We start from the raw sequence: 24,221 nt of genomic DNA on the forward strand, positions 1-24,221 counted from the left end.
TTTGTCACCCCTTGTCGGTTCCGGAGCCAACCCGCTTCGTGACCCGGCCGACCGACGGCTCCCGCGTATCGCGGGGCCGTCGGGTCTGGTCATCTTCGGCGTCACGGGCGACCTGTCGCGCAAGAAGCTGATGCCCGCGGTGTACGACCTCGCCAACCGGGGTCTGCTGCCGCCGGGCTTCTCGCTGGTGGGCTTCGCCCGCCGCGAATGGGAGAACGAGGACTTCGCCCAGGAGGTCCACGACGCCGTCAAGGCGCACGCCCGTACGCCGTTCCGTGAGGAGGTCTGGCAGCAGCTCATCCAGGGGATGCGCTTCGTCCAGGGCACCTTCGACGACGACGACGCGTTCGAGCGGCTGCGCGCCACCATCGAGGAGCTGGACAAGGCCCAGGGCACGGGCGGCAACTTCGCCTTCTATCTGTCGGTGCCGCCGCGCTCCTTCCCCGTCGTCATCCAGCAGCTGAAGAAGCACGGGCTGGCCGAGCAGTCGGGCGGTTCCTGGCGGCGCGCGGTCATCGAGAAGCCGTTCGGACACGACCTGAAGTCGGCCGAGGAGCTGAACAAGGTCGTGCACGAGGTGTTCGAGCCGGACCAGGTGTTCCGGATCGACCACTACCTCGGCAAGGAGACCGTCCAGAACATCCTGGCGCTGCGCTTCGCCAACACCATGTTCGAGCCGATCTGGAACCGGTCCTTCGTGGACCATGTGCAGATCACCATGGCCGAGGACATCGGCATCGGCGGCCGCGCCGGCTACTACGACGGCATCGGCGCCGCCCGTGACGTCATCCAGAACCACCTGCTCCAGCTCATGGCCCTCACGGCCATGGAGGAGCCCGCCTCCTTCGACGCGTCCGCGCTGGCCGCGGAGAAGGAGAAGGTGCTCGGCGCCGTACGGCTGCCGAAGGACCTGGGCGCCTCGACCGTACGCGGGCAGTACGCGGCCGGCTGGCAGGGTGGCGAGAAGGTCATCGGCTACCTCGAAGAGGACGGCATCGACGGCAAGTCGAAGACCGACACCTACGCCGCGATCAAACTGGAGATCGACAACCGCCGCTGGGCGGGCGTCCCCTTCTATCTGCGCACCGGCAAGCGCCTCGGCCGGCGGGTGACGGAGATCGCGGTCGTCTTCCAGCGGGCCCCGCACTCCCCCTTCGACACGACGGCCACGGAGGAGCTGGGCCAGAACGCGATCGTCATCCGCGTCCAGCCCGACGAGGGCGTCACCGTGCGCTTCGGTTCCAAGGTGCCGGGCACCTCGATGGAGATCCGGGACGTCTCCATGGACTTCGCCTACGGCGAGTCCTTCACGGAGTCCAGCCCGGAGGCGTACGAGCGGCTCATCCTGGACGTGCTGCTGGGCGATGCCAACCTCTTCCCGCGCACGGAGGAGGTCGAGCTGTCCTGGAAGATCCTCGACCCGATCGAGGAGTACTGGGACAAGCACGGCAGGCCCGCGCAGTACGGTTCGGGCACGTGGGGCCCCGCCGAGGCGGACGAGATGCTCGCACGAGACGGACGGAGCTGGCGCCGGCCATGAAGATAGACCTGACCGACACCACCTCCGGCGACATCAACAAGGCGCTCGTCCAGGGCCGCCGGGCCATCGGTACCCCGGCCGTGGGCATGGTCCTGACCCTCGTCATCGTCACCGACGAGGAGAACGCCTACGACGCCCTGAAGGCGGCCAACGACGCCTCGCGCGAGCACCCTTCGCGCACGCTGGTGGTCATCAAGCGCGTCTCGCGCACCCCGCGCGACCGTACGACGTCCCGGCTGGACGCCGAGGTGCGGGTGGGCGCGGACGCGGGCACCGGCGAGACGGTCGTGCTGCGGCTCCACGGCGAGGTCGTCGACCACGCCGACTCGGTGGTGCTGCCGCTGCTGCTGCCGGACGCCCCGGTCGTGGTGTGGTGGCCGGTGAACGCCCCGGTGGACCCGGCGAAGGACCCGCTGGGCGCGCTCGCCCAGCGCCGGGTCACCGACACCCATGCCGCCGAGCAGCCGGTGCGGGAGCTGTCGGCCCGCGCCGAGGCCTACACGCCCGGTGACACCGACCTGTCCTGGACCCGGATCACGCCGTGGCGTTCGATGCTCGCGGCGGCCCTGGACCAGGTCACCTGCGAGGTGAGCGGCGTCGAGGTGGAGGGCGAGGAGTTCAACCCGAGCTGTGAGCTGCTGGCGATGTGGCTCGCGGACCGGCTGGACGTCCCCGTCAGGCGCTCTCTGTCGTCCGGCCCGGGTCTGACGGCCGTCCGCATCGACACCACCTGCGGCCCGATCGTCCTGGACCGCGCGGACGGCTCGCTGGCCACGCTGTCCATCGAGGGCCAGCCGGCCCGCGCGGTGGCGCTGAAGCGGCGGGAGACCGCCGAGCTGATCGCGGAGGAGCTGCGCCGGCTCGACCCGGACGACACCTACGCGTCGGCACTGCGCTACGGCGTGGAGCGGCTGAACACGGTTCCGGAACCCGCGGTGGCCGTGCCGGAGCCGGTGGAGGAAGCGGCCAAGGCGCCCACGAAGAAGGCGGCGGCCAAGACCGCCAAGAAGGCTCCGGCACGGAAGGCGGCGGCGAAGTGAGCACCCCGCAGCTGGTCGTCCACCGCGACAAGGAGCTGATGGCGCAGGCCGCCGCGGCCCGCCTCATCACGAAGATCGTGGACGCGCAGGCCTCCCGGGGCAGCGCGTCCGTGGTCCTCACCGGCGGCCGCAACGGCAACGGCCTGCTGGCCGCGCTCGCGGCGGCGCCCGCGCGGGACGCCATCGACTGGGGCCGCCTCGACCTGTGGTGGGGCGACGAGCGCTACCTCCCCGAGGGCGACCCCGAGCGCAATGTCACGCAGGCCCGCGAGGCCCTGCTGGACTCCGTCCCCCTGGACCCGGAGCGCGTGCACGCCATGCCCGCCTCCGACGGCCCGTACGGTACGGACGTCGACGCGGCGGCCGAGGCGTACGCGGCGGCGCTGGCGAAGGCGTCCGGGCCGGAGAACCACGGCTCGGTGCCCACCTTCGACGTGCTCATGCTGGGCGTCGGCCCGGACACCCATGTGGCCTCGCTCTTCCCGGAGCTGCCGGCCGTACGGGAGACCGAGCGCACGGTGGTCGGCGTGCACGGCGCGCCCAAGCCGCCGCCGACCCGGATCAGCCTGACCCTGCCCGCGATCCGCGCGGCCCGCGAGGTGTGGCTGCTCGCGGCCGGCGAGGACAAGGCGGAGGCCGCCGCCATCGCCCTGTCGGGCGCGGGCGAGATCCAGGCCCCGGCGGCGGGCGCGTACGGCAGACAGCGCACGCTGTGGCTGCTGGACGCCGCGGCGGCTTCGCAGCTGCCTCGGTCGCTGTATCCGCCGTCGTCGCCGTGAGCCCAGCGGGCTCGGTCACTTGACCGAGCCCGCCATCACGCCCTGCACAAAATGCCGCTGGAAGGCGAAGAACACCACCACCGGCACGATCAGGGACAGGAACGCGCCCGGGGCCAGGACGTCGATGTTGCTGCCGAACTGGCGGATCTGGGACTGGAGTTCCACGGTCAGCGGCTGAGAGGAGCTGTCGGCGAAGAGCAGGGCGACCAGCATGTCGTTCCAGACCCACAGGAACTGGAAGATCGCTAGCGAGGCGATCGCCGGACGCCCGACCGGCAGCACCAGCCGGGTGAAGATGCGCCACTCGCTTCCGCCGTCCATCCGCGCCGCCTCCAGCATCTCCTTCGGCATCTCCGCGAAGTAGTTGCGCAGCAGGAACACCGCGAAGGGCAGGCCGTAGGCGACGTGGAAGAGGACGACTCCAGGGATCGTGCCGAACAGGCCCAGCGTGCCGAAGAGTTTGGCCACCGGCAGCAGGCCGATCTGCACCGGCACCACCAACAGGGCCACCACCAGCAGGAAGAGCGGCTCCCTGAGCGGGAAGTCCAGCCAGGCGAAGGCGTATCCGGCGAGCGCGGCGATGACGACGACGAGCGTGGTCGCCGGCACCGAGATCAGCACCGTGTTCCAGAAGGCCTGGGACATGCCGGAGTTCTTCAGCAGCGCCGAGTAGTTGTCGAAGGACAGCCTGCCGGGACTCGTCAGGGCCGTCCACCAGCCGCCCTTCGCGGTGTCCTGGGACGACCGCAGCGAGGACACGAACAGTCCCGCCAGCGGTGTCAGCCAGACCAGGCCGATCACCACCAGGAAGGCCTGGACCAGCCCGTTGCCGAGCCCCCTCCTGATCGCGTTCATCGCTGACTCCTCATCGTTGACTGTTGCGGAAACGGCGGACGTTGAAGACCATCGCGGGGATGACCAGAAGCAGGAGCAGGACGCCCAGGGCGCTGCCGAGACCCTGGTTGTTGCCGCCGCCGAAGGACACGAGCCACATCTGGGTCGCGAGGACGGTGGCATCCTCCTGCACCGGTCCGGGCGCGATGATGTAGACGAGGTCGAAGACCTTCATCACGTTGATCACCAGGGTCACGAAGACAACCGTCAGCACGGGGGCCAGCAGCGGGACGGTGATCCGGCGGAAGATCTGCCACTCGTTGGCGCCGTCCATCCGGGCCGCCTCCAGTGTGTCCCGAGGCAGGGTGGAGAGCCCCGCGCCGATCAGCACCATCGCGAAGCCGGTCCAGATCCACAGGTACGCACCGATGATCGCCGGTGTGACGAGGGCCGGGCCGAGCCAGGAGACGCCCTGGTAGGGCTGGGCGAAGTTGGACTCCGGTAGCTTCACCGTGTACGAGCCCGCGCGCAGCCCGGAGAAGCGGAAGGATCCGTCGGCGGCGGTCGTGGCGCCGGCGACCGTCCTGCCGTCGCGCACCGCCTTGACCGTCATCCCGGGCAGGCCGCTCTCCTTCGGGTCGACCTTGCCCGGACGGCCGCCCCCGCCGGGGGTGAAGTCCAGGTAGACCACTCCGCTCAGTTCACCGGGAGCGGCCTTCTGCGCGGCCGCCTGGTACGCGGGTGAGGCGTTCTTCGGCAGGTCCCCCGGCAGGACGCCGACCATCGGGAGCGTCACCACGTGGCCGGTGGAGGCGGTCGTACGGTACGAGCCGTCCCGGTCCTGGGTCAGCAGGCCCGCACGCCCGCGGGCCGTCGGGTACGCCGACGTCCCCTGGAAGGCGTCGTGGACGGAGACGACGGCCGCGTTCAGCACGCCCTTGTTCGGGTCCTCGTCGTAGGCGAGGCGGAAGATGATGCCGGCGGCGAGGAAGGACACCGCCATCGGCATGAAGAGCAGCAGCTTGAAGGCGGTGGCCCAGCGGACCTTCTCCACGAGCACGGCCAGGATCAGGCCGAGCCCGGTCAGCAGGGCCGGGGCCACGACGACCCAGATGGCCGTGTTGCGGATGGCCTTCAGGGTGGCCGGGTCGCGGAACATCTCGGCGTAGTTGCCGGCGCCGACGAACCGGGTGCCGGAGGCGTCGAAGAAGCTGCGGCCGACGGAGAACAGCACCGGGTAGACGACGAGCGCGCCGAGCAGGAGCAGCGCCGGGAAGACGAAGAGCAGGGCGATCAGCCGGGCGCGCCGCCGGCCGCGGCGCCCGCGCGCCACGCCGGCGGCCCGCGGGCCCGCCTGCTGTTTCACGAGAGTGGTGGCGGTCATGATGTGCTGCCGCTCAGTTCCGGTAGGCCTTGGCCGCCGCGGCTTCGAGCCGGTCCGCGGTGCCCTTGGGGTCCGACGGGTCGCGCAGGAAGTCCTGGAGGAGCTTCCACTCCCCCGCGCCCTTGGTGCCGCCGAAGGCGGCGGGCGCCTGGTCGGACATGTCGAAGCGGACCGAATCGCCCGCGTCGACAAGGGACTTGGCGGTGGCCCGGGTGACGTCGTCGCCGTACGCCGAGAAGTCGAGCTTCTTGTTCGGGGACAGGAAGCCGCCCGCTTTCGCCCAGACGGCCGCCGCCTCGGGGGTGGCCAGGTACTCCAGGAGCTTCATGCCGGCCGTGGCGTTCTTGCCGTCCTTGAGGACGACCGCCGCGTCACCGCCGCTGACCACGGGTGCCGTGCCGCCGTCGACCGCCGGGAAGGGGAAGAAGTTCGCGTCCTTGCCGATGGTCTTCCCGAACTGGTCGTGGGCGACGCCCGCCACGAAGTCGCCCTCGTAGACCATGCCGGCCTCGGGCTTGGGTCCGAACACCTTCTCCACCGAGCCGGGGAAGTCGGTGTTCAAGGCCTCCTTCTGGCCTCCCGCGATGAGCTGCTTGTCCTTGAACAGCTTGCCGAGGGTGGTGAGCCCCTTCACGACGGAGGGGTCGGTCCACTTGAGCTTGTGGACGGCGAGGGCGTCGTACTTCTGGGGTCCGGCCTGGGAGAGGTAGATGTTCTCGAACCAGTCGGTGAGGGTCCAGCCGTCCTCACCGGCGACGGAGAAGGCGGCGAGCCCGGAGTCGGAGACGGTGTGCCCGGCCTTCAGCATCTCGTCGTACGTCGTCGGCGGCTTGACCCCGGCCTGGGCGAGCGCGCCGGGGCTGTACCAGACGGTGGACTTGTGGGCGGCCTTGAAGTAGAGGCCGTACAGGGTGCCGTCGACGCTGCCGTACTTCCGCCACACGGGCGCGTAGTCGGCATCGATGGTCTGCTGGGCGGTCGGCGACAGCGGCTTGAGCCAGCCCTTGTTCGCGAACTGCTGGAGGACGCCGACCTGCGGGACCATCACGACGTCGGGGGCGTTGCCGCCCTCGATCTTGCTGCCGACGACGGTGGAGACGTTGTCGCCGGTGGACACGAACTGGGTCCTGGCGCCGGTCTTCGCGGTGAACGCGTCCAGCACCTTCTGGAAGTTCTTCTGCTCAGCTCCGGACCAGACGCCGGCCACGGTGACGGTCTGGCCGCTGAGCGACTTGTCACCGCCGCCGGCCGAGACCGGTCCGCCACCACAGGCGGTGGCGCCGAGCGCGAGGGCGAGGGCTGTGCAGCTGGTGAGCAGGGTCGTACGTCGTCGCATCATCGTCGATGTCCCTTCGAGGAGTTCACCGGGGCGGGTGTCAGAGGTCGTTCAGCCACCAGGCCGCCGTGGAGCCGGGCAGGACGCCGGGCGGGCAGGGGCCGCTGGACAGCAGGGGGGTGCCGGAGACCGGCGCGGGGGTGGGGGCCGTGCTGAAGTTGACGGCGCAGACGAGGTCGTCACCGCGGGCGAAGGCGAGGACGCCGGGCGGGGTGTCCAGCCAGCTCAGCGATCCCTCGCCCAACTGGGGCAGGGACTGCCGCAGTTGGAGGCCGTCGCGGTACAGGTGCCAGAAGGAACGGGTGTCGGCGAGGGCGCGGTCGGTGGCGTACTCGGCGAAGTAGTCGGGCTGCGGCAGCCAGGGCCGGGCGCCCTCCGCACCGGAGGTGAAGCCGAACGGCGAGGCCTGCCCGGACCAGGGCAGCGGCACCCGGCAGCCGTCGCGGATGCGGGCGCGGCTGCCGGTACGGCGGAAGATCGGGTCGGTGAGCACGTCGTCGGGCAGGTCGACGACCTCGGGCAGGCCGAGTTCCTCGCCCTGGTAGATGTACGCGGCTCCGGGCAGCGCCAGCATCAGCAGCGCGGCGGCGCGGGCGCGGGCGGCGCCGAGGCCGCTGCCCTGCGGAGCGGGTTCGCCGTAGCGGGTGACGGTGCGGACCTGGTCGTGGTTGTTGAGGACCCAGGTGACCGTGGAGCCGGTGCCGGCGATGTCCTGCATGGCCTCGGAGATGACCTTGCGGAAGGCGTCGGCGTCCCAGGGGGCGCTGAGCAGGTCGAAGAAGAAGGCCTGGTGGAGTTCGTCCGGGCGGACGTAGAGGGCGTGTTCGCGGGCGGTGGGCACGGAGACCTCGCCGACGAGGAGGCGTTCGCGGCCGTCGCGTTCGCGGTACTCCTCGCATATCGCGCGCCAGCGCCGCCATATGCCGTGCACCTCGGGCTGGTTCCAGGCGAGCGGGTTGACCGAGTCGCGGGTACGGGCGTCGGCCTCGGGGTCGTCGGAGTCGGGCAGTTCGGGGTGCTTGAAAAGGCCGGCGGAGACGTCGATGCGGAAGCCGTCCACGCCCCGGTCGAGCCAGAAGCGCAGGGTCCGGTCGAACTCGGCGGGGATCTCGGGGTCGCGCCAGTTCCAGTCGGGCTGTTCGGGCGTGAACATGTGCAGGTACCACTGGCCGTCGCCGACCCTGGTCCAGGCGGGGCCGCCGAACATCGCGTGCCAGTTGTTGGGCGGCTCGGCGCCGTCCGGGCCACGACCGTCGGCGAAGTGGAAGCGGGCGCGGGCCGGGCTGCCGGGTGCGCTGTCCAGGGCCTCGCGGAACCAGGGGTGCTCGCTGGAGCAGTGGTTGGGGACGATGTCGAGGAGCACCTTGATGCCGAGCCGGTGGGCGGCCGCCATCAGCAGGTCGAACTCGGCGAGGTCGCCGAAGAGCGGGTCGACACCGCGGTAGTCGGCCACGTCGTAGCCGTGGTCGTGCTGCGGTGACGGGTAGAACGGACTCAGCCAGATGCCGTCGACGCCGAGCTTCTTCAGATACGGCAGCCCCGCGCGAACCCCGGCGAGATCGCCGATGCCGTCACCGGTGCTGTCCAGAAAGCTGCGGACGTAGACCTGGTAGATCACCGCGTCACGCCACCAGCCGTACTTACTCAACATGCATGCATGTTAGGTAGGCATCTCACAAGGGTGTCAACGAAAAGAACAGAAGCTACCGAGCAGTTGGGGTTACAAATACGGACTTATATGTGCATCCTGAGAACAGATGAGACGTCCGCGTTACTTAACAAGTAACTAGTGGGAGGCTTCCGGGGAGCTATCGACGGGCGATGGCGTCGAGTTCGCGCGCCAGCCGTCGCACGGCCTGCTCGGGCGTCTCCCGCCCGGTCAGCACGCCGTACACCACCGCCTGCACCACCAGGCTGACCTGGTCGTAGTGCGCACTCTTGGGACGCAGTGCGGCGGTGAGCACGGCGGTGCGCAGGGTCGGCAGATAGGGGAACTGCCGGATCAGCGCGGGATCCTGGTACAGCGCGGCGCGTACGGGCGGCAACGCGCCCTGGACGAGCACCCGGCGCTGGACCTGCGCGCTGGTGAGGTAGGCGATCAGGCGCGCGGCGGAATCGGGGTGCCGGGCACGGGAGTTGACCGCGAGGTTGGAGCCGCCGAGGACGCTCGTCCCCGGCCCGTCGGGCCCGGGCAGCGGTACGGCACCGATCCTGCCGGCGACCTTGGAGCCCTTGGCGGAGGCGACGGCGTAGGCGTAGGGCCAGTTGCGCAGGAAGAGCAGCCCGCCGTCCTGGAAGGCCTGCTTGGACTCCTCCTCCTTCCAGGTCAGCGCCGCCTTCGGGATCCAGCCCTCGCGGATGCCGCGGGCGAGGAAGCCGATACCCTCACGGGCGGCGGCCGAGTCGACGGTGACCCGGGTGCCCTCGTCGCCGAGGATGCTGCCGCCCGCCGAGTACACGGCCTCGGCCGCGTTGACGGTGAGGCCCTCGTAGAGCAGGAACTGGCCCGCATAGCCGTCGAGGTGGTACTTCGGCGCGATGGCCTTCGCGTCGTGCTCCAGCTCGGCCCAGGTGCGCGGTGGCGGGACGCCCTCCTTGGCGAGGACGTCCTTGCGATAGAGGAGAAGTCCGGCGTTCGTGACGTACGGGACCGCGTACAGGCGTCCGTCGTAGGTCGCCGTGTCCACGACCGGGGGCAGAAAGCTCTTCAGCGGGAAGCGGCCCGGGGGCAGCGGGCGGATCCAGCCGGCCGCCGCGAACTCCGAGGTCCAGTTGACGTCGATGTTGAGGACGTCGAAGCGGCTCCGATCGCCGCCGCGCAGGTCGGTCGTCATCTGCGCATAGGTCTCGTCGGCGGAGTCCGGCAGCTCGACGAGGGTGACCTTCTCGCCGGGGTGGGTGCGGTTCCAGCCCTGGAGCAGCGGGCCGAGATAGCCGGTGAGGTCGCCGGCGGTGGCCAGGGTGAGCGGACCCCGGCCGCTGCCCGCGCCCTCGTCGGCGCGGGCGCCGGAGGTGACGTACCCGGCCATGATCACGACGAGAACGAGGAGGCCCCTACCGGCGGCGCGTATCCACCGCATAGGTTCCTCCTTGCACACCCGGCTCCGGGCACCCTCGCCCGGATCAGAGGCCATGTATACCTGTTAGGTATGCGGGATACTAGGGCCTGGAGCACATGGTGACAGGACAGGAGGACAGCACGAGTGCGCCTTGCCCTCCTGGCACTCCTCGCCCGCGGCCCGGCCCACGGCTATGAGCTGAAGCAGGACCTTGAGCAACTGCTGGGCTCCGCGTACCCTCAGCCGAACGTCGGCCAGATCTACGTCACCCTCGGCCGCCTGGAGAAGTCCGGGCTGATCGAGGGCGAGGACGTCGAGCAGTCCAGCCGGCCCAACAAGAAGGTCTACCACCTCACCGACGCCGGGCGGGAGGCGCTGCACGCCTGGTTCGAGGAGACCGAGGACGAGCCGCGGGTCCGGGACGAGTTCTTCATGAAGCTGGCCCTCGCCTCGCAGACCGGTCTCGCCGACCAGATCGCCCTCATCAACAAGCAGCGGCGCCAGTACCTCAACACCATGCGCAACCTGTCGAAACTGGCCGCGGCCGAGAGCCGGGACAACCGAATCGCCCAGCTGCTGATCGAGGGCGCGATGCTGCATCTCCAAGCCGACCTCGACTGGCTGGAGCGGTGCCAGGAGGAACTGGAATGAGCGAGGACACTGTTCCGGTCCTCCGGGCGGAGGGCCTGGTCAAGACCCACCAGGGCGAGGGCGCGCCCGCGCACGCCGTCCGCGGGGTCGGCCTGAGCGTGGCCCGGGGCGAGTTCGTGGCGATCACCGGCCCGTCCGGTGCCGGGAAGTCGACGCTGCTGCATCTGCTCGGCGGGCTGCAGCGGCCGGACGAGGGCAGCATCTGGCTGGACGGCCGGTGCGCGGACTCCTTCAGCGAGGCGCGCTGGGCGGTGGAGCGGAGGAAGGCCATCGGGTTCGTCTTCCAGTTCTTCAACCTGGTGTCGAACCTGTCCGTCGCCGACAACGTCGAACTGCCCGCCCTGCTGGCCGGTGTCCCGCCGAAACAGGCCCGTGCCGAGCGCGAGACGCTGCTGGCCGAGTTGGGCCTCGCCGGCAAGGAGCGCAGCATGCCGGGCGAGTTGTCCGGTGGTGAGCAGCAGCGGGTCGCCCTCGCCCGGGCCCTGGTCAACCATCCCCCGTTGCTGCTGGCCGACGAGCCCGCGGGCAGCCTGGACAGCAAGGGCACGCGCGAGGTGATGCGGCTGCTGTCGCGCTTCCACGGACGCGGCCAGACGATCGTGCTGGTCACGCATGACGCCCGGCTGGCGAGCGCGGCCGACCGGGTGATCAGCTTCTTCGACGGCCGAATAGCGGACGATGCCGCGCTGGGCGGAGCCCCGCCGCGCCGCGCCGGTATCTCCGGTGTGCTGGAGCTGAAGGACTGACCGTGCGGGCCACTCTGCGCTGGGCGCACTCCGATCTGCGTACGCATCGCGGCGAGGCGCTGTTCCTCGTGCTGGCCACCGCCGGTATCGTCGCCTCGCTGCTCCTGGCCGCCGCCCTGTTCGGCTATGCGACCAACCCCTGGCAGCGGACCTTCGCCGAGGCGCGCGGGGCGCATGTGTGGATCCACACCTCGGCGTCCGCGGACACCGGCAAGCTTGTCCGGCTGGACGGCGTCGCGTCCGTCGCCGGTCCCTATCGCACCGAGTCCGTCACCGTCGCCTCGCGCGGCACCCGCGCCTCCGTGGAGCTGCGCGGCACCCCGCAGCCGCCCCCGGTCGGACGGCCGCTGCTCACCGCGGGGCACTGGCTGGATCCGGCCGAGCCGGACGGCGTGGTGCTGGAGAGCGGCCTGGCCCGCGCCCTGCTGGCCGAGCCCGGAGACACCCTGGCGCTGCCCGGCACCGCACGCACCCTGACCGTCGAGGGCATCGCCGACAGCGCCGAGCCCGCCTACAGCCCCGGTGAGCAGCCCGGCCTGGTCTGGGCGCTGCCGTCCGCGGTCCGGGTGCCCGGCGGCCAGGTCATCGGGCTGCGGCTCGGCGACCCGGCCGACACGGACTACGCGGTGCAGCGCGCCGTCACCGTGCTCGGCGCGGGCGCGGTCGGCCAGGTCTCCACCTGGCAGCAGGCGCGCGCCGCGGCACAGGGCGACAACCGGCTGCTCGGGCAGGTGCTCGGTCTGTTCGGGCTCGGCGCGCTGATCGCCGCCGGACTCGCCGTGCACGGGGCGATCGCCACCCGGATCCGCGGCCATCTGCGGGACCTTTCGGTGCTGAAGGCAATCGGCTTCACCCCCGGCCAGGTCGTACGGATCTTCCTGCTCCAGCACCTCGCCTACGCCCTGCTCGGCGCCGTGGCCGCCGCCGCGCTCACCGAGACGCTGGGCAGCCGGATCCCCGGGCGGCTCGGCGACGCCGTGGGCGTGTGGCAGGGGTTGCCGGGGCACACCGTGACGCTGCTGGTGGTGCCCGTGGGCGCGGTGCTGTTCATCGGCCTGACCACCGGCCTCGCGGCCTGGCGGGCCGGCCGGGTGCCACCGGTCCCGGTGCCGCGCCCGGCCGCGGGGGCGGGCGGCCGGCTCACCGGCCCGGCCCGGCGGGCACTCGGGCTGCGGCTGCCGGCCGCGCTGGTCCTCGGCTGCCACAAACTCTTCACCGGGCGTGGGCGGTCGTTGGCCACCGTGGCCCGGCTGACCCTGCCGATGCTGCTGATCGTCGTGGCGCTCAGCGCGTGGACCACGATCGACCGCTTCCACACCGCCCCGGACCGGGTCGGCCTGCCCACCTCGCTCACGGTCCGCACGGACGGCACGCCCGCCCCGGCGGACCTGCGGTCCCTGCTGACCGGCGACTCCCGCGTGGCCGCCGCCTATCCGGGGGTCGAGCTGGCCGCGCTGGTGCCCGGACAGACCGGCACCATCGCCCTGCGCGGCCTCGGCACCGACGCCCGTCCCTACCCCTACACCCTCGCCGAGGGCCGGGCCGCGCACGGACCGGACGAGGCCGTGGCCGGACAGGGGCTGCTGGACCTGCTGCACGCGCGGGTCGGCGACTGGGTGCGGATGATGGTCGGCGACCGGCCGCAGATCCTGCACATCGTCGGCCGCAGCATCGAACCGCAGAACGCCGGCCGGGTCGTGACGGCCTCCCTGGACACCCTCCGCAAGGACGACCCGCAGCTCGCCCCGGCCTTCTACGAGCTACGGCTGCGGCGGGGCGCCGACCCGCACCGGGTGGCCGCCGCGCTCACCACGGCCGGCCGGGGCCACCTGGACGTGCACCCCGTGCCGAACCCGGCCGACGGGCTGTCCCCGCTGCGCGCTGTCGTCGTCGGCCTGATCGCCGTGCTCGCCCTCATCGGCCTGGTCGAACTGCTGACCGCGATCGGCGGCAGTGTGCGCGAGGGCGAGCGGGACGTGCTCGCCCTCAAGGCGATCGGCATGTCCCCACGCCAGATCACCGCGATCACCGTCGCGGCCACGGGCGGTACGGCCCTGGCCGCGACGCTCGCCGCCACGGCCTTCGGTCTGCCGCTGGCCCGCCGGCTCATCGACGCCCAGGGCGCCTCCAGCGGCATCGGCGCGGGGATCGCCCAGTCCCCGTCTCCCGGGCTGCTGCTTGTGCTGGGCTCGGCCGCCGTGCTGGGGGCGGCCGCGCTCGCCGCACTGCCCGCCGCCCGCGCGGCACGCGGACGGCTCGCGGACACGCTGAGCGCGGTGGCCTGAGCCGGCGCCCGGCGGTATGAACCCGGGAGCGCACGGGAGCCGGACGGCCGTGCCGTGGCCGGCTCCCCTGTTCACCGGGTCAGCTACGGCCGCGCAGCTCCCGGTACTTGGCGACCAGCGCCTTGGTCGACTCGTCCAGGCCCGGTACCTCCGCGCCTTCCGTCAGTGCCGGTTCCACCCGCTTGGCGAGGACCTTGCCGAGTTCGACGCCCCACTGGTCGAAGGAGTCGATGTTCCACACGGCGCCCTGGACGAACACCTTGTGCTCGTAGAGGGCGACGAGCTGGCCGAGGACGGACGGGGTGAGTTCCTTCGCCAGGATGGTCGTGGTCGGCCGGTTGCCCTGGAAGGTCTTGTGCGGGACCAGCTCCTCGGCGACGCCCTCCGCGCGGACCTCCTCGGCGGTCTTGCCGAAGGCGAGGGCCTGGGTCTGGGCGAAGAAGTTGGCCATCAACAGGTCGTGCTGTGCCTTGAGTTGGCCGCTCAGCTCGGCCACCGGCTCGGCGAAGCCGATGAAGTCCGCCGGGATGAGCTTGGTGCCCTGGTGGATCAACTGGTAGTAGGCGTGCTGCCCGTTGGTGCCGGGCGTGCCCCACACCACCGGCCCGGTCTGCCAGTCGACCTGCTTGCCGTCGCGCGCCACGTGCTTGCCGTTGGACTCCATGTCCAGCTGCTGGAGGTAGGCGGTGAACCGGGAGAGGTAGTGGCTGTACGGCAGGACGGCGTGCGACTGGGCGTCGTGGAAGTTGTCGTACCAGATCCCCAACAGGCCCAGCAGCAGCGGGACGTTGGCCTCGGCGGGCGCGGTGCGGAAGTGGTCGTCGACCAGCCGGAAGCCGTCGAGCATCTCGCGGAACCGGTCCGGGCCGATGGCGATCATCAGGGACAGGCCGATCGCCGAGTCGTACGAGTAGCGGCCGCCGACCCAGTCCCAGAACTCGAACATGTTGGCCGTGTCGATGCCGAACTCGGCGACCTTCTCGGCGTTCGTGGACAGGGCGACGAAGTGCTTGGCGACCGCCGCCCCCTCAGCGAGCGCGTCCAGCAGCCATGTGCGGGCGGAGGTGGCGTTGGTGATCGTCTCGATGGTGGTGAAGGTCTTGGAGGCGATGATGAACAGCGTCTCGGCCGGGTCGAGGTCGCGGGTGGCCTCGTGCAGGTCGGCGCCGTCGACGTTGGAGACGAAGCGGACCGTGAGGTCGCGGTCGGTGAAGCCGCGCAGCACCTCGTAGGCCATCGCGGGGCCCAGGTCGGAGCCGCCGATGCCGACGTTGACCACGTTCCTGATGCGCTTGCCGGTGTGACCGGTCCAGGCGCCGGAGCGGACGCGCTCGGCGAAGTCGCTCATCTTGTCGAGTACGGCGTGCACCTTGGGGACGACGTTCTCGCCGTCTACCTCGATCACCGCGTCCCGCGGGGCGCGCAGCGCGGTGTGCAGCACGGCGCGGTCCTCGGTGACGTTGATCTTCTCGCCGCGGAACATGGCGTCCCGCAGGCCGAACACGTCCGTGGCGGCGGCCAGCTCGCGCAGCAGCCGCAGCGTCTCGTCGGTGACCAGGTGCTTCGAGTAGTCGATGTAGAGGTCGCCGACCTGGAGCGTGTACCCCGCGCCGCGCCCGGGGTCGGCGGCGAACAGCTCCCTCAGATGGGTGTCGGCCAGCTCTTCCCGGTGTTTGGCGAGAGCGGTCCACTCGGGCGTCTGGTTGAGCCTGGTCCGGCCGTCTGCGTTCATTTCCGACTTCGCCTTCTTTCGTGCCTGTCCCAGCTGTTCCAACCTAGTTGATCACCGCGTGCCACGACCCGTCGTGGCGTCGTCGTGTGGTGCAACAACAGGTACGTCCGGCTGACGGGCCGGTATCAGGGCGGTGACGGACAGGACGAAGAAGGCGGCCGTCAGCAGGGCCGGTGTGCCCCGGCCCCAGGCCGTGGCCACCGCGCCGCCGAGCAGGGCGCCCAGCGGGGCTCCCGCGACGGCCAGGGTACGGAAGGCGGAGCTGACCCGGCCGAGCATGTCCGCGGGGGCGCGCTGCTGCATCAGGGTCGTCGTGTTGACGTTCCACAGCATGCCCATGCACCCGAAGACGGCGAGAGCGGCCACCAGGGCGGTCAGGCTGCGCACGGAGCCCATGACGAGGAGCGCTGCTGTCTGCACGGTGCCCGCGAGCAGCACGGTCCGCAGCGGGCCGAGCCCGGCCGTGATCCGCCGGCCCAGCGCGCCCCCGGCCAGGCCGCCGACGGTGTACGCGGTCGTCGCCGCCGCGTATCCCGCGGTGCCCGCGTGCAGCCAGCCGGTCACGAGGACCACCAGGGTGGCGATGAGGGCACCCATGCCGACGTTGCACAGCGCCGTGGCGGCGCACAGCCCGCGCAGTGCGCGGTCGTGCCACAGGGTGCGCAGTCCCGCGCCGATCTCCCGGCGCAGGGTGCTGCCCGCGGCTCTCGGCGCGCGCTCGGGCGCGGTGATCCTCAGGGAGGCGACCAGCGCGGCGGCCAGGAGGAACGTGGCGGCGTCGGCCACGAAGGGGACGGCCGCTCCGGCGACGAGCAGCACCGGCACGACAGGCGCCCCCAGCAGGCCGCCGGCGACGCTCTGGCCGGTCATCAAACGGGCGTTGGCGCCGGCGAGGGCGTCCCTCTCCACCAGGGCCGGCAGCAGGGCGGTGGAGGCGTTGTCGAACAGCGTCTGCAGGGTCGTCAGGGTGAAGGCCAGCGCGATGAGCAGCGCGATCGAGGCGTGCCCCAGGGCGACGGCCAGTGCGAAGGACAGCATGAGCAGCCCTCGTACCGCGTCCACCGTCCACATCGCGCGCCGCTGGTCCACGCGGTCGGCGACCGCCCCGCCGAGCAGGCCGAAGAGGATCCAGGGCAGATAGCCGCAGGCGGTGACCGCGGCGATGAGCAGGGGCCGCTCGGTCAGTGAGGTGGCGAGCAGCGGCAGCGCGGCTCCCCGCACGGCGTCCCCGAACCGGGAGACCACGGCGGCCGTCCACAGCCGTCCGAAGCCCCCGCGCCACGCGGGCGCATGCTGTTCCCCTGTCTCGACCGCCGCCACAACTCCCCCTCGCGGTTTCCGGCTTCACGAAAACCGTAGAGGGTGCCACTGACAATCGGCCGGTCCCGCGGACCTCGGACGGCTCCGGCCAGGCACCCTGAGGCGCCCGGCCGGTCGTCGTCGCTAGATCTCGCCCCGCAGTTTGGCGAGCGCCTCGGCGAGGATCGCCTCGCCGTCCGCGTCGCTGCGCCGCTCCCGTACATAGGCGAGGTGCGTCTTGTAGGGCTCGGTGCGGGGCGGGGCCGGCGGGTTGTCCCGGTCCTGACCGGCCGGGAAGCCGCAGCGCGGGCAGTCCCAAGTGTCGGGCACCTGTGCGTCGCTGGCGAAGCTGGGCTGTGTCTCGTGCCCGTTGGAGCACCAGAAGGAGATGCGCAGACGCGGCGCGGACTCGCCACGCTCGGCCTCGCCCATCGGCCCCGCCCCGACCCGGCTTCCTCGGATCGCGTTGCCACTTGCCACGGTCGTAACTCCCTGCGTGATGGTGCCGCGAAGCGAGTCGGCGTTTCGCTTCGTTGCGAGCGCCTCAGTCTACGTAAGGCCCAACGCGCGTCCAGTGATTGGAGTTACAAGCCCCCACACCCAGACGCAAGCCCCATGATAGGCCGCGCTCAGGAGCGCGTACCGAACATGGGGCCTTACGTGCCGAATATGCGTGATGTGTGTGCTGTGCCGGAGTGTCAGCCGTTCGACTTCATCAGGATGCCGAGAACGACGATGCACGCGAACCACAGCAGACCGATCACGATGGTGATCCGGTCGAGGTTGCGCTCGGCGACCGAGGAGCCGCCGACGGAGGACTGCATGCCGCCACCGAACATGTCGGAGAGGCCGCCGCCCTTCCCCTTGTGCATCAGCACCAGCAGCATCAGCAGCAGGCTGAAGACGATCAGGGCGATCGAGAACCCCAAAACCACGGCTGGACCAACTTCCTCGGATTCGGATGGACGACGGGGGCACAGCACCTCGGCTGTGCCCCCGCAAGAGTACGACGTATCGCCGCTACCGCCTACTCACAGCGTGCGTCACTGATCGCGGAAACGCACGATCTTGACGAACTCGTCGGCGTCCAGCGAGGCACCGCCGACCAGGGCGCCGTCGATGTCGGCCTGCGCCATGATCTCGGCGACGTTGCCCGCCTTGACCGAGCCGCCGTACTGGATGCGGATCTTGTCGGCCACGTCCTGCGAGTACAGCTCGGCGAGCTTGGCGCGGATGGCGGCGCAGACCTCCTGGGCGTCCTCGGCGCCGCAGACCTTGCCGGTGCCGATGGCCCACACGGGCTCGTAGGCGATGACGACGGTCTCGGCCTGCTCGGCCGGGAGGTCCTTCAGACCGCCCTCGACCTGGGCGAGGGTGTGGCTGACGTGGTCGCCCGCCTCGCGGACGTCCAGCTCCTCGCCGACGCACAGGATCGGGGTCAGGCCGTGCTTGTAGGCGGCCTTGACCTTGGCGTTGACCAGCTCGTCGGTCTCGTTGTGGTACTGGCGGCGCTCGGAGTGGCCGATGGCCACGAACGTGCACTTCAGCTTGGCGAGCATCGCACCGGAGATCTCGCCGGTGTAGGCGCCGGACTCGTGCTGCGAGATGTCCTGGGCGCCGTACTTGATCTTGTACTTGTCGCCCTCGACCACGGTCTGCACGGAGCGCAGGTCGGTGAAGGGCGGCAGGACGGCGACCTCGACGGCCTCGTAGTCCTTGTCGGACAGGGCGAAGGCGAGCTTCTGGACGTGCGCGATGGCCTCGAGGTGGTTGAGGTTCATCTTCCAGTTGCCCGCCATCAGCGGCGTGCGAGTGGTCATGCGGGGTCAGTCCTCCAGTGCGGCGAGGCCGGGGAGCGTCTTGCCCTCGAGGTATTCGAGGGAGGCGCCGCCACCGGTCGAGATGTGTCCGAACGCGTTCTCGTCGAAGCCGAGCGTACGCACGGCCGCGGCGGAGTCACCGCCGCCGACGACGGTGAAGCCGTCCGCGTCGACGAGTGCCTGGGCGACCGCCCTGGTGCCCTCGGCGAAGTCGGGGTGCTCGAAGACTCCCATGGGACCGTTCCAGAAGACGGTCGCGGCGTCGGCGAGCTTCGAGGCGTACAGCTTGCGGGTCTCCGGACCGATGTCCAGGCCCTCCTGGTCGGCGGGGATGGCGTCCGCGGCGACGGTCGTGGGGTTGGCCGGGGTCAGCCCCTTCAGGTCCGGGAACTCCGGCGAGACGAGGACGTCGACGGGGAGGAGCAGCTCGACGCCGTTCTTCTCCGCGCGCTCCATGTACTCGGTGACGGCCGGGATCTGGTCCTCCTGCAGGAGGGAGATGCCGACCTCGTAGCCCTTGGCCTTGAGGAAGGTGTACGCCATGCCGCCGCCGATGAGCAGGCGGTCGGCCTTGCCGAGCAGTTCGTCGATGACGGCGAGCTTGTCGGAGACCTTGGCGCCGCCGAGCGCGACGACATAGGGGCGCTTGACGTCCTCGGTGAGCTGCTTCAGGACGCCGACCTCGGTGGCGATGAGGTAGCCGGCGTAGTGCGGCAGCTTCTTCGGCAGGTCGAAGACGGACGCGTGCTTGCGGTGCACGGCGCCGAAGCCGTCACCGACGTAGACGTCGGCGAGGGCGGCGAGCCGGTCGGCGAACTCGCCGCGCTCGGTGTCGTCCTTTGCGGTCTCGCCGGCGTTGAAGCGCAGGTTCTCGATGACCGCGACCTGGCCGGGCTGAAGGCCGTCGACGGCGTCGTGGGCGGCGGGGCCGACGGTGTCCTGGGCGAAGGCGACCGGGGCGCCGAGCAGTTCACCGAGGCGCTCCGCGGCGGGCAGCAGCGAGAACGCGGGGTCGGGGGCGCCCTTGGGGCGGCCCAGATGCGAGGCGACGACCACCTTGGCGCCGGCCTCCACCAGGGCCTTGATGGTGGGGAGGACGGCGCGGATGCGGCCGTCGTCGGTGATCTTCCCGTCGGCCAGCGGCACGTTGAGGTCGGCGCGGACGAAGACCCGCTTGCCGCTCACGCCGTCGGCGAGAAGTTCGTCGATCGTCTTCATTGAGTGGACTCCTGAGGAGGGCTCGTGGTGCACCTGATCGTAAAAGGACGTGGTCCGGGCGTGGGACAGGGCCCGGACAGCGCGGCGTTGCGCTGCACGGGCCCTGCTCTCACTTCAAGATCCGCTTGCGACGATCAGAGCTGGCCGCCGACGAAGACCGTGAGGTCCACGAGGCGGTTGGAGTAGCCCCACTCGTTGTCGTACCAGCCGATGACCTTCACGTTCTTGCCCTCCTGGACCATGGTCAGGGAGGAGTCGAAGGTGCAGGACGCCGGGGCGTTGACGATGTCGGAGGAGACGATCGGGTCCTCGGTGTAGTCGAGGAGGCCCTTCAGCTCGCCCTCGGCGGCCTTCTGGAAGGCGGCGTTGACCTCTTCCTTGGTGACCTCGCGGCCGAGCTCGACGACCAGGTCGGTGACCGAGCCGGTCGGGACCGGGACGCGCATGGCGATGCCGTCCAGCTTGCCCTTGAGCTGCGGGAGGACCAGGGCGGTGGCCTTGGCGGCACCGGTGGTGGTCGGGATGATGTTCTCGGCGGCGGCGCGGGCGCGGCGCAGGTCCTTGTGCGGGAAGTCGAGGATGCGCTGGTCGTTCGTGTACGCGTGCACCGTGGTCATCAGACCCTTGACGATGCCGAAGTTCTCGTCGAGGACCTTCGCCATCGGGGCCACACAGTTGGTGGTGCAGGAGGCGTTGGAGATGACGTGGTGGTTGGCCGCGTCGTACTTGTCCTGGTTGACGCCCATCACGATGGTGATGTCCTCGTCCTTGGCCGGAGCCGAGATGAGGACCTTCTTGGCGCCACCGGCGATGTGCTTCTCGGCGTCGGCCTTGTTGGTGAAGATGCCCGTCGACTCGATGACGATGTCGACGCCCAGCTCGCCCCAGGGGATGTCGGCCGGGTTGCGCTCGGAGAGCACCTTGATGGTGTGGCCGTCGACCGTGATGGTGTCGGCGGTGTGGGAGACCTCCTGCTTGAGGCGGCCCAGGATCGTGTCGTACTTCAGCAGGTGCGCGGTGGTCGCGGTGTCACCCAGGTCGTTGACAGCCACAACCTCGATGTCAGCACCCTGCTCCAGCAGCGCGCGGAAGTAGTTACGACCGATGCGGCCGAAGCCGTTGATGCCTACGCGGATCGTCACGAACCGATCTCCTCGTTGGTACGCCGACCATGCGGTGCCGGCGAGCTCTGTTTGGGATGTCCCCGACCACCACCGACCCTACCCCGCTGAGGGCCCCGGGGTGACATCGAGATGGCCCATACACGGGCAGGCGGTCCGTACCCGGCAGTAGGGGTACGGACCGTCCCGGATCGACAGTGGTTTCACCCGTATTTAGTACGGAATGCCGGGCAGTTTTTACGCCCTCTTCACTCGTTCGTGAGCGGGTCGGCTCACTTGATCAGGGCCTGATGGAGGCCTGTTCCGCGCACCGTTGAGAGGGGTCCCGCTCACCTGTTGGAACAAGGTGAGCGGGATCTGTCAACGTGGCGCCCCTCACCCGCCGAGCGCGGCGAACGCCTTCCGCAGCAGGGCGGTCCGGTCGGCCGCCGACGGCACCTGCTCCAGACCGAAGCCGAGCAGCACGGTGTCGTCCGTGGTGACCGCTCCATAGGTGCGGTACAGCGCTCCGGTGCGCGTCCAGTCCTTCCGGGCGGCCGGGCTGCCCGGCGGCGGTCCGGGCACGTGCCAGGCGCCCAGGGAGGTCTCGAAGCCCTCGGCCTCCCTGGTCGTGCCGCCGGTGACGAGCGAGACGTCGTCGGCGAGGACGCCGTGCCCGCCGGTGCCCGGGTCGGAGATGTAGCTGATCGAGACCTCGACGGACTTCCCGGCGTACGCGCTCAGGTCGAAGCTCACCTGCCGCCAGCCACCGGAGCTGCCGGTGAGGCTGTTCCAGGAGCCGCTCGTGCCGGTCGCGGCACAGGCGTTGTCCTTGACCGTCAGGTAGTGCGTGAGCCAGGGATGCTCGCCGATCAGGAAACCCTGCCCGCAGTCCGCCGGCACGGCCGCCGTCGTGGCGCCCCCGGCCTCCGGCAGCGTGGTCCAGTCGTCGGCGCCCACGGTGTGCGCCTCGATCACCGCGTGGTCGTAACCGGGCTCGGTGTCCCACAGCAGCCGGGCGCTCAGGGCCGGCTTGTCGGCGGCGCTGACACCGGTGAGGTCGATGGTGCGGGTGAGGCGCTTGTAGGCGTCGTCGGTGTGCACGGCGGCGGCCATGTACGCGCCGCTGTACGGCCCGTACGGATCGGTGACCCCGGCGAACCGGCCCGCGCCCGCGCTCCTGAACTGCGGGTACGTGGCGACGGGCAGCTCTTCGGAGGTCACGCTGTAGGTGCCGGCCGCGTCCAGCGGGTCGCCGGGCGCGTCGCCGAGGGCACCGGTGTAGCCGTCGAGGGTGCCGGAGCCGGTGAAGCCGGTGGCCCCCTTGGTCGACGTACGGCTGTAGGCGCCCAGGTAGTACTGGCTGAAGTCGTTGGAGAGGGTGCCGCCGCCGAGGTCGACATTGCCGCCGGCCTGCTCACCGGCCTCGATCAGCCGGCCGCCCTCGTTGAGGTAGGCGCGCAGCTGGAGCTGGGTGGCGTTGCCGGGGCCGTGCGCGCCGGAGTAGTGCACGACCGTCCTGAAGTGCTTCAGCACACCGAGCGCGTCCGGGACACCCTGGGTGGCCACGTCCCACACGATCGCCCGGTGCCCGGCGGCCTTGAGCGCGTCGACGTACGTCTGCGCCCGCGTGGCCGCCGTACCCTCCTCGGCGACGACGAGCGTGTCGGCCCGGGGCGTGTCGGCGACGGTGTAGGTGAAGTGCGGGCTGGAGACCTTCCTGCCGCCGGTCTCCCCGGTGAACCACACCTCGACCCGGTCGCCCGGCCCGCCGTCCCGGACCTTGGCCCGGTACTCGTCGAAGTACAGGTCGTCCTCACCGCCGTAGACCCGGCCGCCCTTCCAGTGCCGCAGCGTCTGGTCGAGGACGCGGCCGCCGTTGACGCGGTACTTCAGCTCCTTGTCGCGGATCGCCTTGCGGACGACGACGGAGACCTCCTGGTCCGCGCCCCGGGAGTACGACGTGGAGAACGCGGCCGGGGTGAAGTCGGCGGCGCTCAGGCCCACCGCGGAGGCCGGCCGGTCCGGGTGTACGGCGGTCTCGGCGACGGAGAGCGCGAAGGGGATGTTCTTGGTGAACTCCTGCTGGATCAGCTTCTCGTCGTCGGGGAAGTTGAAGACCGACTGGCAGTCTTCCGGCTTCCAGGCGTCGTTGGGGTCGATGCTCGACGCGGTCTGGCAGGTCGACATCTCCGGCGTGAACATCGCGACGCCGTTGACGTGGGACGCGTGGCCGTCCGCCTCGCCGTTGGTGGTGTACAGCTCCGAGGAGAGCTGTGAATGGTAACCGGGGATGGCCGGGTTGTCGGGGGTGCCGGCGAGCGCCTTGTAGGCGACGTCGTCCGGGGTGGGGGTGGCGACCTGCCAGCCGACGCCGTAGAGAAGGAGTTCGGCGGCGGAGTGGTAGTTGACGGCGTAGCGGAACCCGATGCGCTTCTCGAAGCCGTCCAGCGCCTTGGTCTCCGGCTCGGACTCGGGCCTCGCGCCGCGGTAGGTCTCGCTGGTGGGATCGGGGGACGAACCCTCGTCGTCGTAGCCCCACTTGTAGGGGAAGTTGCGGTTGAGGTCGACGCCGTCGCCCGCGCCGATGACCCCGTCGCCGTTGACGTCCCGCAGGTTCTTGCGCCACAGGCGGGTCGAGGGGCTCTTGAACGTGTAGTCGTAGCCGTCGGGGTTGGCGGAGAGGACGAACCACAGCTCGGTCGAGTCGACGATCTTCCGGATGCGCCGGTCGGTGGCGTAGTGGTCGAGGTAGTAGTGCATCAGGCGCCGGGTCATCTCCGGCGTGATCCACTCGCGCGCGTGCTGGTTGGACAGATACAGCACGGAGGGTTTAGAACCGTCCTCCGACTTCTTCGCGTTCTTGGTCAGTTTGAGCGCGAGGATGTCCTGGCCGTTGACGGTCTTGCCGATGGACTCGACCTTGGTGAGGCCGGGGCTGGCCTGGGCGGTGTCGAGGATCTCCTGTTTCAGTCCGCCGCTTCCGCTGTAGGGGCGGAACACGCCCTGGGAGGCCTTCTCCCCCTGCGCCAGCGCCTTCGCCGGGACGGTGTGCTCGACGAGGTCGACGCCCTGCTTGCGGAGCTGGGCGGCCTGTCGGTCGGTGAGATAGACCTCGACCTCGGTCTTTCCACCCGCCTTGACCTGGTCGCCGAGTTCCTGGCCGTCCTGCCCGGCGGCGAGCAGCAGGGGAATCTGCTTCCGGGTGACGTCGGCGTGGAAGACCTTGACCTGGTCAGGGTCGGTCTTCGGGGAACTCCCGCTCTGTGCCTGGGCGATGGGTGCGAGGCTCGCTCCGCCGATCAGGAGCGCGCCGACAGCGAGGATCGATCTCGCTCTGTGTCTCATGAACCCCCCTAGCAGTGAGGTTGCCAGGCTCATGTCAGTCTGTGATCGAG

19 protein-coding genes are annotated in these 24,221 nt (G+C 70.5%); 6 read left to right on the top strand and 13 right to left on the bottom strand.

Going from position 1 to position 24,221, the window contains the following annotated elements; translation table 11 throughout:
• Position 1: 1 nt before the first annotated feature.
• From zwf to pgl, 3 genes are read left to right on the top strand one after another with little or no spacing between them, the layout of a single operon-like run.
• A complete protein-coding gene (gene zwf / locus ACH47Z_RS00845) occupies positions 2-1,540 on the top strand; it encodes a glucose-6-phosphate dehydrogenase (protein WP_399069062.1) in 1,539 nt (512 codons plus the stop codon).
• Positions 1,537-2,580 carry a glucose-6-phosphate dehydrogenase assembly protein OpcA gene (opcA, locus tag ACH47Z_RS00850; RefSeq protein ID WP_399069063.1) on the top strand — a complete coding sequence of 348 codons (1,044 nt, stop codon included), beginning with the start codon at positions 1,537-1,539 and terminating at the stop codon, positions 2,578-2,580. Before zwf ends, opcA begins: the two co-directional genes overlap by 4 nt.
• Positions 2,577-3,359, top strand: coding sequence for a 6-phosphogluconolactonase (gene pgl / locus ACH47Z_RS00855; RefSeq protein ID WP_399069065.1), 783 nt, complete (start codon positions 2,577-2,579; stop codon positions 3,357-3,359). Before opcA ends, pgl begins: the two co-directional genes overlap by 4 nt.
• Positions 3,360-3,374: 15 nt before the next feature.
• On the opposite strand, the gene ACH47Z_RS00860 is transcribed toward pgl, so the two are convergent.
• The 5 genes from ACH47Z_RS00860 to ACH47Z_RS00880 form a co-directional block, all read right to left on the bottom strand.
• Positions 3,375-4,214 carry a carbohydrate ABC transporter permease gene (locus ACH47Z_RS00860; RefSeq protein WP_399069069.1) on the bottom strand — a complete coding sequence of 280 codons (840 nt, stop codon included), beginning with the start codon at positions 4,212-4,214 and terminating at the stop codon, positions 3,375-3,377.
• 10 nt (positions 4,215-4,224) lie between these two features.
• Positions 4,225-5,577, bottom strand: coding sequence for an ABC transporter permease subunit (locus ACH47Z_RS00865; RefSeq protein WP_399069070.1), 1,353 nt, complete (start codon positions 5,575-5,577; stop codon positions 4,225-4,227).
• 13 nt (positions 5,578-5,590) lie between these two features.
• Entirely contained in the window at positions 5,591-6,916 is a 1,326-nt protein-coding gene (locus ACH47Z_RS00870; RefSeq protein ID WP_399069073.1) for an ABC transporter substrate-binding protein, read from the bottom strand.
• 37 nt (positions 6,917-6,953) lie between these two features.
• A complete protein-coding gene (locus ACH47Z_RS00875) occupies positions 6,954-8,564 on the bottom strand; it encodes a glycoside hydrolase family 13 protein (RefSeq protein WP_399069075.1) in 1,611 nt (536 codons plus the stop codon).
• Between the two features lie 157 nt (positions 8,565-8,721).
• Positions 8,722-9,993: an ABC transporter substrate-binding protein gene (locus ACH47Z_RS00880; protein ID WP_399069077.1), complete on the bottom strand. Its 1,272-nt coding sequence runs from the start codon at positions 9,991-9,993 to the stop codon at positions 8,722-8,724.
• Positions 9,994-10,116: 123 nt separating this feature from the next.
• Here ACH47Z_RS00880 and ACH47Z_RS00885 point away from each other — a divergent pair, with 123 nt between their 5' ends.
• Genes ACH47Z_RS00885 through ACH47Z_RS00895 form a run of 3 tightly spaced genes read left to right on the top strand, consistent with a single transcriptional unit; the run spans position 10,117 to position 13,654 of the window.
• Positions 10,117-10,623 carry a PadR family transcriptional regulator gene (locus tag ACH47Z_RS00885; protein ID WP_399069079.1) on the top strand — a complete coding sequence of 169 codons (507 nt, stop codon included), beginning with the start codon at positions 10,117-10,119 and terminating at the stop codon, positions 10,621-10,623.
• On the top strand, positions 10,620-11,369 hold the full coding sequence (locus ACH47Z_RS00890) for an ABC transporter ATP-binding protein (protein WP_399069081.1): 750 nt from the start codon (positions 10,620-10,622) through the stop codon (positions 11,367-11,369). The genes ACH47Z_RS00885 and ACH47Z_RS00890 overlap by 4 nt, the downstream gene beginning before the upstream one ends.
• Positions 11,370-11,371: 2 nt before the next feature.
• Positions 11,372-13,654 (top strand): FtsX-like permease family protein, encoded by a 2,283-nt coding sequence (locus ACH47Z_RS00895; RefSeq protein ID WP_399069082.1) that lies wholly within the window; start codon positions 11,372-11,374, stop codon positions 13,652-13,654.
• Between the two features lie 79 nt (positions 13,655-13,733).
• On the opposite strand, the gene pgi is transcribed toward ACH47Z_RS00895, so the two are convergent.
• The 8 genes from pgi to ACH47Z_RS00935 form a co-directional block, all read right to left on the bottom strand.
• Positions 13,734-15,386 carry a glucose-6-phosphate isomerase gene (gene pgi, locus ACH47Z_RS00900; protein WP_399069084.1) on the bottom strand — a complete coding sequence of 551 codons (1,653 nt, stop codon included), beginning with the start codon at positions 15,384-15,386 and terminating at the stop codon, positions 13,734-13,736.
• 51 nt (positions 15,387-15,437) lie between these two features.
• On the bottom strand, positions 15,438-16,706 hold the full coding sequence (locus tag ACH47Z_RS00905; RefSeq protein WP_399069086.1) for an MFS transporter: 1,269 nt from the start codon (positions 16,704-16,706) through the stop codon (positions 15,438-15,440).
• Positions 16,707-16,829: 123 nt separating this feature from the next.
• A complete protein-coding gene (locus ACH47Z_RS00910) occupies positions 16,830-17,165 on the bottom strand; it encodes an RNA polymerase-binding protein RbpA (RefSeq protein ID WP_010352468.1) in 336 nt (111 codons plus the stop codon).
• A gap of 218 nt (positions 17,166-17,383) precedes the next feature.
• The gene (secG, locus tag ACH47Z_RS00915) at positions 17,384-17,620 is read right to left on the bottom strand and encodes a preprotein translocase subunit SecG (RefSeq protein ID WP_399069089.1); all 237 of its coding nucleotides are present in this window, start codon (positions 17,618-17,620) and stop codon (positions 17,384-17,386) included.
• A gap of 108 nt (positions 17,621-17,728) precedes the next feature.
• A complete protein-coding gene (gene tpiA / locus ACH47Z_RS00920; RefSeq protein ID WP_399069091.1) occupies positions 17,729-18,505 on the bottom strand; it encodes a triose-phosphate isomerase in 777 nt (258 codons plus the stop codon).
• Between the two features lie 6 nt (positions 18,506-18,511).
• Positions 18,512-19,723, bottom strand: a complete 1,212-nt coding sequence (locus ACH47Z_RS00925) for a phosphoglycerate kinase (protein WP_399069093.1) — start codon at positions 19,721-19,723, stop codon at positions 18,512-18,514.
• A gap of 134 nt (positions 19,724-19,857) precedes the next feature.
• The gene (gene gap, locus ACH47Z_RS00930; RefSeq protein ID WP_399069095.1) at positions 19,858-20,865 is read right to left on the bottom strand and encodes a type I glyceraldehyde-3-phosphate dehydrogenase; all 1,008 of its coding nucleotides are present in this window, start codon (positions 20,863-20,865) and stop codon (positions 19,858-19,860) included.
• Positions 20,866-21,219: 354 nt separating this feature from the next.
• Positions 21,220-24,171: a M14 family zinc carboxypeptidase gene (locus ACH47Z_RS00935; RefSeq protein WP_399069097.1), complete on the bottom strand. Its 2,952-nt coding sequence runs from the start codon at positions 24,169-24,171 to the stop codon at positions 21,220-21,222.
• Between the last annotated feature and the right edge of the window lie 50 nt (positions 24,172-24,221).

This window comes from Streptomyces sp. NPDC020192 (assembly GCF_044388685.1).
Taxonomy (GTDB): domain Bacteria; phylum Actinomycetota; class Actinomycetes; order Streptomycetales; family Streptomycetaceae; genus Streptomyces.